The following is a 10,181-nucleotide window of genomic DNA, read 5'->3' as shown; positions in this document are numbered from 1 at the left end:
TAGGACGCCGCCAAGCAGTTGCACGTTAGTGCAATTATGGAGGATTAGCTCAGCTGGGAGAGCATCTGCCTTACAAGCAGAGGGTCGGCGGTTCGAGCCCGTCATCCTCCACCATTCTTACTATACATAATATGTTTACATATGAGCCGGTGTAGCTCAATTGGTAGAGCAACTGACTTGTAATCAGTAGGTTGGGGGTTCAAGTCCTCTTGCCGGCACCACTTTTATATGATATAATATTCAAGTCTCTTGTAAGAAGAGCCATTAGCTCAGTTGGTAGAGCATCTGACTTTTAATCAGAGGGTCGAAGGTTCGAGTCCTTCATGGCTCACCATTTATATATATGTTGCGGATGTGGCGGAATTGGCAGACGCGCTAGAATCAGGCTCTAGTGTCTTTACAGACGTGGGGGTTCAAGTCCCTTCATCCGCACCATTTCTGCGGAAGTAGTTCAGTGGTAGAACATCACCTTGCCAAGGTGGGGGTCGCGGGTTCGAATCCCGTCTTCCGCTCCAACTATACCATCCACGCCGGGGTGGTGGAATTGGCAGACACACAGGACTTAAAATCCTGCGGTAGGTGACTACCGTGCCGGTTCAAGTCCGGCCCTCGGCATTATAATTTGCGCCCGTAGCTCAATTGGATAGAGCGTTTGACTACGGATCAAAAGGTTAGGGGTTCGACTCCTCTCGGGCGCGCCATGATCTACATGAAATCGGGAAGTAGCTCAGCTTGGTAGAGCACATGGTTTGGGACCATGGGGTCGCAGGTTCGAATCCTGTCTTCCCGACCATTCTTGGGGCCTTAGCTCAGCTGGGAGAGCGCCTGCTTTGCACGCAGGAGGTCAGCGGTTCGATCCCGCTAGGCTCCACTTGATTTCAATATATGATTTGGCGGTGTAGCTCAGCTGGCTAGAGCGTACGGTTCATACCCGTGAGGTCGGGGGTTCGATCCCCTCCGCCGCTACCAAAGGACCTTTAGCTCAGTTGGTTAGAGCAGACGGCTCATAACCGTCCGGTCGTAGGTTCGAGTCCTACAAGGTCCACCACAATACGGAGGAATACCCAAGTCTGGCTGAAGGGATCGGTCTTGAAAACCGACAGGGGTGTCAAAGCCCGCGGGGGTTCGAATCCCTCTTCCTCCGCCATATATATTCTTACATTTTATCATCTTTTATCATCGCGGGGTGGAGCAGTTCGGTAGCTCGTCGGGCTCATAACCCGAAGGTCGCAGGTTCAAATCCTGCCCCCGCAACCAAACAAATATATCTTTTTAAAAAGCGCCCGATGGGTGCAACTAATTAAAATGGTCCGGTAGTTCAGTTGGTTAGAATGCCTGCCTGTCACGCAGGAGGTCGCGGGTTCGAGTCCCGTCCGGACCGCCATTTAAATCATAAGGCTCGGTAGCTCAGTTGGTAGAGCAACGGACTGAAAATCCGTGTGTCGGCGGTTCGATTCCGTCCCGAGCCACCATTTACAAATATATATATATTTTGGCGGTTGTGGCGAAGTGGTTAACGCACCAGATTGTGGCTCTGGCATTCGTGGGTTCGATTCCCATCAATCGCCCCAAATAAAATTGCGGGTGTAGTTTAGTGGTAAAACCTCAGCCTTCCAAGCTGATGTCGTGGGTTCGATTCCCATCACCCGCTCCATTTCTATATCGTCATGGGCCTGTAGCTCAGCTGGTTAGAGCGCACGCCTGATAAGCGTGAGGTCGATGGTTCGAGTCCATTCAGGCCCACCATACCATGACTTTAACGTTCCACAGTAGCTCAGTGGTAGAGCTATCGGCTGTTAACCGATCGGTCGCAGGTTCGAATCCTGCCTGTGGAGCCATATGGAGAAGTACTCAAGTGGCTGAAGAGGCGCCCCTGCTAAGGGTGTAGGTCGTGTAAGCGGCGCGAGGGTTCAAATCCCTCCTTCTCCGCCATGAAGGCCCGTTGGTCAAGCGGTTAAGACACCGCCCTTTCACGGCGGTAACACGGGTTCGAATCCCGTACGGGTCATCCTGAAACCTTGCATATCCTGCAAGGTTTTTTTGTTCTCTAAAACTATATGATATGCATCTGATTTTGTTTTTTATTCTATATTAAATTTATAACAAAAAACGCCATATCTTTTGTTTTTCTTCAGAAAATGAAGTTTTATGTCAATAAATATAAGCGCTTTCTAGAAAGGGCTTTTTTTTATTTCTACGAATAAATAATATAAATGAAAACTATGATGTCAGAAAGGATGATTACATGGCCGCTGCCAGCCCAACAACACATGATGTTTATCTTTTTCACGAAGGCAGTCTGTTTAAAAGCTATCAGCTGTTTGGCTCGCATTATCGCGAGCTGAATGGCCAAAGCGGGTATGAATTTTGTGTGTGGGCGCCTCATGCGTCAGAAGTTCGAGTGGCTGGAGATTTTAACAGCTGGTCAGGTGAGCTTCATGTTATGCGAAAAGTTAATGATCATGGCATTTGGACGTTATTTGTTCCAGGTTTGAAAGACAAGGAACGATATAAGTATGAAATCGTGACAAATAGCGGAGAGACCATGCTGAAGGCAGACCCGTATGCTTTTTATTCAGAAGTAAGACCGAATACGGCGTCTCTTACTTACGATCTTGCAGGGTACAGCTGGCATGATCAAAAGTGGCAGAAGAAGCAGAAAGCTAAAGCAATATATGAAAAGCCGGTTTTTATTTATGAGCTTCATCTTGGTTCATGGAAGAAGCATCCCGATGGCACGCTTTACTCCTATGAAGAATTAGGCCAGTCTCTTGTTCCTTATATCAAAGAGCAGGGATTTACCCATATCGAGCTGCTGCCCCTATATGAACATCCTTATGATCGCTCTTGGGGTTATCAAGCAACGGGGTATTACAGCCCGACAAGCCGATTTGGCACGCCACATGATTTGATGAGATTTGTTGATGAATGCCATCAGGCAAACATCGGCGTCATACTTGATTGGGTCCCCGGACATTTTTGTAAAGATTCGCATGGGCTTTATATGTTTGATGGAGCGCCGCTTTACGAATATCAAGAAGAGCGTGACAGGGAGAACTGGCTGTGGGGCACCGCTAACTTTGATTTAGGAAAACCGGAAGTTCATAGTTTTTTAATTTCTAATGCGTTGTACTGGGCGGAATTCTATCATATAGATGGCTTTAGGGTCGATGCCGTGGCTAATATGCTGTATTGGCCAAATCAGGATAAACGCCATACGAATCTCTATGCAGTTGAATTTTTAAAAAAGCTAAATCAAACAATGCGGGAGGCATATCCGCATGTCATGATGATAGCGGAAGATTCCACCGAATGGCCTCAAGTAACAGGTTCTGTTGAGGAAGGAGGACTCGGCTTTCATTTTAAATGGAATATGGGCTGGATGAATGATGTGCTGAAATACATGGAGACGCCTGCTGAACAAAGGCGGCACTGCCATCAGCTTGTGTCTTTTTCCTTGCTTTATGCGTTTAGTGAACATTTTGTATTGCCATTTTCTCATGATGAAGTCGTGTATGGAAAAAAATCACTTCTTCATAAAATGCCTGGCGACTATTGGCAGAAATTTGCCCAATATCGGCTTTTACTCGGTTATATGACGGCTCATCCCGGAAAAAAACTCATTTTTATGGGATCGGAATTTGCTCAATTCGATGAATGGAAAGATACAGAACAGCTTGATTGGTTTTTGAACTCCTTCCCCATGCATCAAAAAGCAAGTGTTTTTACTCAAGATCTTCTCCGCTTTTATCAAAAAAGCAAAATCCTTTATGAAAATGACCATCGTGCTCAGTCATTTGAATGGATTGATGTCCACAATGAGGAGCAATCCATCTTTTCTTTTATTCGGTATGGCAGACGGCACGGTGAGGCGCTTATCATCTTATGTAATTTTACACCCTCGGTCTATCATCAATACGATGTTGGCGTTCCCTTTCTTACCCAATATATCGAAGTGTTGAACAGTGACAATGAAAAATATGGGGGCTCAGGTCAATTAAATAAAAAGCCGTTGGCAGCCAAACCTGGAGCTGTTCATCATAAACCGTGCTATATCACAATGACAATCCCCCCTTATGGCATTTCAATTATGCGGGCGGTGAAAAAAAGAGGAGAGATAAATGAATGAAAAAACAATGTGTGGCTATGCTCCTTGCCGGCGGGAAGGGCAGCCGTCTCAGCGGATTAACAAAACATATGGCAAAACCGGCCGTATCTTTTGGGGGAAAATACAGGATTATTGATTTTACGCTCAGCAACTGCTCGAATTCAGGCATAGACACAGTAGGCATCTTAACGCAATATCAGCCGCTGGAGCTGAATTCCTATATTGGCATCGGGAGTGCATGGGACCTTGACAGGCACAATGGCGGCGTTACGGTATTGCCTCCTTATGCCGAGTCATCCGAAGTGAAATGGTATAAAGGGACGGCTAGCGCAATTTATGAAAATCTCAATTACCTGAACCAGTACGATCCTGAGTATGTGCTGATCTTATCAGGCGATCACATTTATAAAATGGACTACGGCAAAATGCTTGATTTTCATATTGAAAAGAAAGCGGATGTGACCATCTCCGTGATTGAAGTGGGATGGGAAGAAGCGAGCCGGTTCGGCATCATGAAGACAAATGAAGACGGGATCATCACACATTTTGATGAAAAGCCTAAATTTCCAAAGAGCAATTTGGCATCCATGGGTATTTATATTTTCAATTGGCCGCTCTTGAAGCAATACCTTGAGATGGATGACAGGAATCCGTATTCGAGCCATGACTTCGGCAAAGATATCATTCCTTTGCTTTTGGAGGAGAAAAAGAAGCTTTCCGCTTATCCGTTTAAAGGATATTGGAAGGATGTCGGCACGGTGCAGAGCTTATGGGAAGCCAATATGGATTTGCTGAAAGACCAGTCTGAGCTGAAGCTGTTTGAACGCAATTGGAAGATTTACTCTGTCAATCCAAATCAGCCTCCGCAATTTATTTCGCCTGAGGCGCAGGTTCATGACTCACTTGTGAATGAGGGGTGTGTTGTTTATGGGAATGTGTCTCACTCCGTTCTATTTCAAGGTGTCACCGTCGGTAAGCACGCAACGGTGAAGCGTTCAGTGATTATGCCGGATGTGACAATCGGTGAGCATGTCGTGATTGAGAATGCTATCGTGCCCAAGGGCTTAGTGCTTCCGGATGGCGCAGTGATTAAATCTGAAAAAGACATTCAGGAGGTGCTGCTTGTTTCGGAGGAATTTGTAGAGAAAGAATTGATTTAATTACTGAAGAGGAGGCAGAATCAGTTGATCAATAATCAAATGTTAGGTGTTATAGATGAAACCACATATAAGCATTCTCTTCAGGATTTAACCGCACAACGGTCGCTTGGTGCGATTCCTTTTGCTGGCAGATACCGTTTGATAGATTTTATGCTGTCCAATATGGTGAATGCGGACATTAGGAGTGTGGCGATTTTTCCGAAATATCGCTACCGGTCTCTTATGGATCATCTTGGAGCAGGGAAGGAATGGGATTTGCACCGAAAAAAGGACGGCCTCTTTTTTTTCCGTCACCGCATTTGCATGATGAGTATAATGAATTCGGTTCATTTCGCCAGTTTTCTGATCATCTTGATTACTTTCACAGAAGCACACAGCAATATGCCGTCATCACCAACAGCCATACTGTATGCAACATTCAATTTCAATACGTGCTGAAAAGACATCAGGAGGCGGGCTGTGACATTACCGAGGTCTTTCAGGACGGTCAGTCGCTGCAAATCTATATCATGTCTTCTAAACTCTTGAAGGATCTGATCTACGGACATATTGAAAAAGGATACAGAACCATTCAGGAGGTTGTTGAAAAGGAAGCCTCCGCATTGACCATTTGCCCATATGAATATTCGGGGTATGCAGCTGTTATTGATTCTGTAGAAAAGTATTATACCCACAGTATGGAGCTTATTCAGCCGCGTTTTTGGCAGCAGGTGTTTTTGCCTCAGCAGCCGGTTTATACAAAAGTGAAGGATGAGCCCCCAACGAAATACGGGAAGAACAGCACTGTTAGAAATTCTTTAGTGGCAAACGGCTGTGTGCTTGAGGGGGAGGTCGAAAACTGCATCTTATTCAGGGCGGTGTATGTTGGGAAAGGCACGAAGCTGAAAAACTGCATTATTATGCAAAAAACACAGATTGGTGAGGATTGTTTGCTGGAGCAGGTGATTGCTGATAAAGATGTCAAAATCGGCAATACGACTGAAGCTGCTGGAACGAAGGAGCAGCCGCTCGTGTTAAAAAAAGGTTTGGTGCAAGGAGAGCTGATGAATTCTTGAAGGTGTTATTTGCTGTCTCAGAATGTACCCCGTTTGCAAAATCAGGGGGCCTGGCCGATGTGGCCGGCGCGCTGCCCAAAGTGCTTTCTCGTCTAGGGAACGACGTAGCGGTGATCATGCCGAAATACAGTCAAATTCCTGATCCCTGGAAAAAGCGTATGAAGAAAACAGCTGAATGTACGGTTGCTGTTGGCTGGCGTCAGCAATATTGCGGGATTGACCATTTGGCTGAAGATGGTGTGAATTATTATTTTATCGACAATAAATATTATTTCTCAAGGGATTCCCTGTACGGGCATTTTGACGATGGGGAGCGGTTTGCTTATTTTTCAAGAGCTGTGCTGGAAGCGGCAGAAGCAGTGAGTTTTCAAGCCGATATCATTCATACTCATGACTGGCATACAGCGATGGTCAATTACTTGTTAAAAGAGGAATACAGTAAGCGCCCTTTTTATAAGCAGATGAAAAGTGTGCTCACGATCCATAACTTGCAGTTTCAAGGTATATTCCCGCCTGAGGTGACACATGACTTGCTCGGTCTGGACATGAGTCATTTTCATTATGAAAGATTAGAATGCAATGGATTTGTTAATTTTATGAAAGCAGGGATTCTCGCTGCTGATCATGTAACAACGGTGAGCCCGACTTATAGAAATGAAATTTTAACGCCGTATTACGGCGAGCAGCTTGAGCCAGTTTTGCAGCATAGGGAAAAAGATTTAACAGGGATCTTAAACGGTATTGATGACTCTTTCTATCAGACAGAGAGCGATCCGTATATTGAGATGCATTACGACCCTGAACGTCTTGATTTAAAGGAAGAAAATAAAACGAAGCTCCAGCGGCGTATGGGCCTTCCGGAACGAAAAGATATTCCGCTGATCAGTATGGTAACAAGGCTGACCAAACAGAAGGGGCTTGATCTTGTTAAGAGAATGATGCACGAGCTGCTGGAGGAGAGAGACATACAGCTGATTGTGCTCGGTACGGGGGAGCAGGAATTTGAGGACTACTTCCGTTACATTGAATTTGCATTTCACGATAAATGCAGGGCGTATATTGGGTTTGATGAGCCGCTTGCCCATCAGATTTATGCGGGCTCGGATTTGTTTCTGATGCCGTCGAAATTTGAGCCGTGCGGTCTGGGGCAGATGATCGCGCTTCAATATGGCGCTATTCCGATTGTCAGAGAAACAGGCGGGCTCTATGACACTGTCCGTTCCTACCGGGAGGAAGAGGGCACAGGCAACGGTTTTACGTTCTCAGCCTTTAATGCTCACGATCTGAAATTTACGATCGAGAGGGCGCTGTCGTTTTATCGCCAAAAGGATGTATGGAAGAGCATCATGAAGACCGCAATGAATGCAGATTACAGCTGGAAACAATCAGCCAAACAATATCAGCGCATTTTCGAGCATGTGACAAGGAGTGGACGGGATGTTCTCGAGTAAAGAACGCTTTGCAGCCTTATTTTTAAAGCGTCTGGAAATGACGTGCGGGAAAAGCTTTAAGGACTCTTCCAGGCTTGATCAATATAAAACCTTAGGCAATATGATCAGAGAGTACATCAGCGCTGATTGGATCCAGACAAATGAAAGAAGCAGGTCCAATTCCGGAAAGCAGACATATTATTTGTCGATTGAATTTCTTCTTGGACAGCTTCTTGAACAAAATTTAATGAATCTCGGTATTCGGGATGTAGTGGAAGCGGGTCTGAAAGAGATTGGCATCAGTTTAGACGAGATCCTTTATATGGAGAGTGATGCAGGGCTTGGGAATGGCGGTCTGGGGCGATTGGCAGCTTGTTTCTTAGATTCCTTGGCTTCGTTAAACTTGCCTGGGCATGGGATGGGAATTCGCTATAAGCATGGCTTATTTGAACAAAAAATTGTTGAGGGGCATCAGGTTGAGCTGCCTGAGCAATGGCTGAAAAACGGGAATGTGTGGGAAGTAAGAAATGCTGATCAAGCGGTTGACGTGCCGTTTTGGGGCGAGGTGCATGTGACTGAAAAAAACGGCCGTCTGCATTTTCGTCATGAGCAAGCAACAATCATTACCGCCGTTCCTTATGATATCCCGATCATCGGATACGATACGGGCACAGTCAACACATTAAGACTTTGGAACGCCGAGCCTTATGCGCATTATCACGGCGGCAATATTTTGTCTTATAAACGGGAAACAGAAGCTGTAACTGAATTTTTATACCCTGATGACACGCATGACGAGGGTAAGATATTACGGCTGAAGCAGCAGTATTTTTTAGTATGTGCAAGTTTAAAAAGCATTGTGAACAATTACCGCAAAACGAATCAATCATTATATGGCCTGCATAAAAAAGTAAGCATTCATATTAATGACACCCACCCTGCACTTGCTGTGCCTGAACTGATGCGGATTTTGCTTGATGAAGAAAACATGAGCTGGGAAGATGCCTGGCATATCACGGTACATACAATTTCCTATACGAATCATACGACACTGTCAGAAGCGCTTGAAAAATGGCCGATTCATTTATTTAAGCCGTTGCTCCCGCGAATGTATATGATTATTGAAGAGATTAATGAGAGGTTTTGCAGAGCGGTTTGGGAGAAGTATCCCGATGACTGGAAAAGGATAGAGGATATGGCGATTACGGCGCACGGTGTTGTCAAAATGGCTCATCTCGCAATAGTGGGAAGCTACAGTGTAAACGGAGTTGCCAAAATTCATTCCGACATTTTAAAGGAACGGGAGATGCGTCATTTTCATTTGATGTTTCCGAATCGGTTTAACAATAAAACAAATGGGATTGCCCATAGGCGCTGGCTGTTAAAAGCCAATCCCGGCTTGTCCGCGATGATAACGGATGCGATAGGCGATGAATGGATAAAACAGCCGGAATCCTTGATTCGGCTGGAACCGTACGCTGCTGATCCCGCTTTTATTGAGCAGTTCCAAAACAACAAAAGCAGAAAAAAGCAAGAGCTTGCTGATCTGATTTTTTGCACGGCCGGAGTGGCTGTAAATCCGGACAGCATATTTGATGTACAGGTGAAACGGCTTCATGCGTATAAACGGCAGCTGCTGAATGTTCTTCATATTATGTATTTGTATAACCGCCTGAAGGAGGATTCGGGATTTTCTATTTATCCGCAAACCTTTATTTTCGGAGCAAAGGCTTCACCAAGCTATCATTACGCGAAGAAAATCATTAAACTGATTCATTCCGTTGCGGAGAAAGTAAATTATGACCCGGCGGTGAGGCAGCTGCTCAAGGTCGTTTTTTTAGAAAATTACAGGGTCTCTATGGCAGAGCAGATTTTTCCGGCATCAGATGTAAGTGAACAAATTTCGACTGCAAGCAAGGAAGCGTCCGGTACAGGAAATATGAAGTTTATGATGAATGGCGCGCTGACAATCGGCACGCATGACGGGGCGAATATTGAAATTCTGCAACGGGTCGGAGCTGATTGTGTTTACACATTTGGTTTGAAAGCGGATGACGTTCTTTCCTACCAGGAAAACGGAGGCTACAGATCAAGGGAGTATTATCAGCATGACCGCAGAATCAGGCAAATAGCGGATCAGCTGATCAACGGTTTTTTTGAAGGTGAAGCCGATGAATTTGAATCCATCTATGATTCGCTGCTGCCGCATAATGACGAGTATTTTGTATTGAAGGATTTCAGTTCATACGCGGATGCCCAGGAGCGTATTCAAGCCGATTATCAAGATCGGCGTAAATGGTCAGAGCGTTCGATTTTAAACATTGCCCATTCAGGTTATTTTTCAAGCGACCGGACGATTCAAGAATATGCGAAACACATTTGGAGAATTAAGCCGATGATGTAAAAAAGCCGCTGTTTGAGCGGCTTT

4 protein-coding genes, 21 tRNA genes and 1 pseudogene are annotated in these 10,181 nt (G+C 45.2%); all 26 read left to right on the top strand.

Going from position 1 to position 10,181, the window contains the following annotated elements; genetic code table 11:
- The first annotated feature begins 38 nt into the window (after positions 1–38).
- The 26 genes and pseudogenes from AU387_RS10855 to glgP all read left to right on the top strand — a co-directional run bounded on the left by AU387_RS10855 (position 39) and on the right by glgP (position 10,157).
- Positions 39–114 (top strand) — tRNA-Val (locus tag AU387_RS10855).
- A 31-nt stretch (positions 115–145) separates the two neighbouring features.
- Positions 146–221: transfer RNA gene (locus AU387_RS10850), tRNA-Thr, on the top strand.
- 37 nt (positions 222–258) lie between these two features.
- Positions 259–334, top strand: a tRNA-Lys gene (locus AU387_RS10845).
- Positions 335–348: 14 nt separating this feature from the next.
- Positions 349–435: transfer RNA gene (locus AU387_RS10840), tRNA-Leu, on the top strand.
- A 5-nt stretch (positions 436–440) separates the two neighbouring features.
- Positions 441–515: transfer RNA gene (locus AU387_RS10835), tRNA-Gly, on the top strand.
- A gap of 14 nt (positions 516–529) precedes the next feature.
- A tRNA-Leu gene (locus AU387_RS10830) sits at positions 530–615 on the top strand.
- A gap of 9 nt (positions 616–624) precedes the next feature.
- Positions 625–701, top strand: a tRNA-Arg gene (locus AU387_RS10825).
- A gap of 15 nt (positions 702–716) precedes the next feature.
- Positions 717–793 (top strand) — tRNA-Pro (locus AU387_RS10820).
- Between the two features lie 5 nt (positions 794–798).
- A tRNA-Ala gene (locus AU387_RS10815) sits at positions 799–871 on the top strand.
- Between the two features lie 21 nt (positions 872–892).
- Positions 893–969, top strand: a tRNA-Met gene (locus AU387_RS10810).
- A gap of 2 nt (positions 970–971) precedes the next feature.
- Positions 972–1,048: transfer RNA gene (locus AU387_RS10805), tRNA-Ile, on the top strand.
- Between the two features lie 6 nt (positions 1,049–1,054).
- Positions 1,055–1,147: transfer RNA gene (locus AU387_RS10800), tRNA-Ser, on the top strand.
- Between the two features lie 33 nt (positions 1,148–1,180).
- Positions 1,181–1,257 (top strand) — tRNA-Met (locus tag AU387_RS10795).
- A gap of 50 nt (positions 1,258–1,307) precedes the next feature.
- Positions 1,308–1,384, top strand: a tRNA-Asp gene (locus tag AU387_RS10790).
- 12 nt (positions 1,385–1,396) lie between these two features.
- Positions 1,397–1,472: transfer RNA gene (locus AU387_RS10785), tRNA-Phe, on the top strand.
- A 23-nt stretch (positions 1,473–1,495) separates the two neighbouring features.
- Positions 1,496–1,571: transfer RNA gene (locus AU387_RS10780), tRNA-His, on the top strand.
- A 9-nt stretch (positions 1,572–1,580) separates the two neighbouring features.
- Positions 1,581–1,654: transfer RNA gene (locus tag AU387_RS10775), tRNA-Gly, on the top strand.
- Between the two features lie 15 nt (positions 1,655–1,669).
- Positions 1,670–1,746, top strand: a tRNA-Ile gene (locus AU387_RS10770).
- A 17-nt stretch (positions 1,747–1,763) separates the two neighbouring features.
- Positions 1,764–1,838, top strand: a tRNA-Asn gene (locus tag AU387_RS10765).
- A gap of 3 nt (positions 1,839–1,841) precedes the next feature.
- Positions 1,842–1,932, top strand: a tRNA-Ser gene (locus AU387_RS10760).
- A 4-nt stretch (positions 1,933–1,936) separates the two neighbouring features.
- A tRNA-Glu gene (locus AU387_RS10755) sits at positions 1,937–2,008 on the top strand.
- 237 nt (positions 2,009–2,245) lie between these two features.
- Positions 2,246–4,129, top strand: coding sequence for a 1,4-alpha-glucan branching enzyme (glgB, locus tag AU387_RS10750; RefSeq protein WP_059335654.1), 1,884 nt, complete (start codon positions 2,246–2,248; stop codon positions 4,127–4,129).
- Positions 4,126–5,268 (top strand): glucose-1-phosphate adenylyltransferase, encoded by a 1,143-nt coding sequence (locus AU387_RS10745; protein WP_059291768.1) that lies wholly within the window; start codon positions 4,126–4,128, stop codon positions 5,266–5,268. Before glgB ends, AU387_RS10745 begins: the two co-directional genes overlap by 4 nt.
- A 24-nt stretch (positions 5,269–5,292) precedes the next feature.
- Positions 5,293–6,323, top strand: a pseudogene (gene glgD / locus AU387_RS10740) (glucose-1-phosphate adenylyltransferase subunit GlgD).
- A complete protein-coding gene (gene glgA / locus AU387_RS10735) occupies positions 6,320–7,774 on the top strand; it encodes a glycogen synthase GlgA (RefSeq protein ID WP_059335653.1) in 1,455 nt (484 codons plus the stop codon). Before glgD ends, glgA begins: the two are co-directional and overlap by 4 nt.
- The gene (gene glgP, locus AU387_RS10730; RefSeq protein WP_059335652.1) at positions 7,761–10,157 is read left to right on the top strand and encodes a glycogen phosphorylase GlgP; all 2,397 of its coding nucleotides are present in this window, start codon (positions 7,761–7,763) and stop codon (positions 10,155–10,157) included. Before glgA ends, glgP begins: the two co-directional genes overlap by 14 nt.
- The last annotated feature ends 24 nt before the right edge of the window (positions 10,158–10,181 follow it).

Source organism: Bacillus halotolerans, assembly GCF_001517105.1.
Lineage (GTDB): Bacteria > Bacillota > Bacilli > Bacillales > Bacillaceae > Bacillus > Bacillus halotolerans.
This window is presented reverse-complemented; position numbering and strand designations above follow the sequence as displayed.

What these genes read in the sequence shown, in the direction of transcription:
- glgB (WP_059335654.1), top strand. Translation starts at nt 2,246, where the DNA reads ATGGCCGCTGCCAGCCCAACAACACATGATGTTTATCTTTTTCACGAA.
- AU387_RS10745 (WP_059291768.1), top strand. Translation starts at nt 4,126, where the DNA reads ATGAAAAAACAATGTGTGGCTATGCTCCTTGCCGGCGGGAAGGGCAGC.
- glgP (WP_059335652.1), top strand. Translation starts at nt 7,761, where the DNA reads ATGTTCTCGAGTAAAGAACGCTTTGCAGCCTTATTTTTAAAGCGTCTG.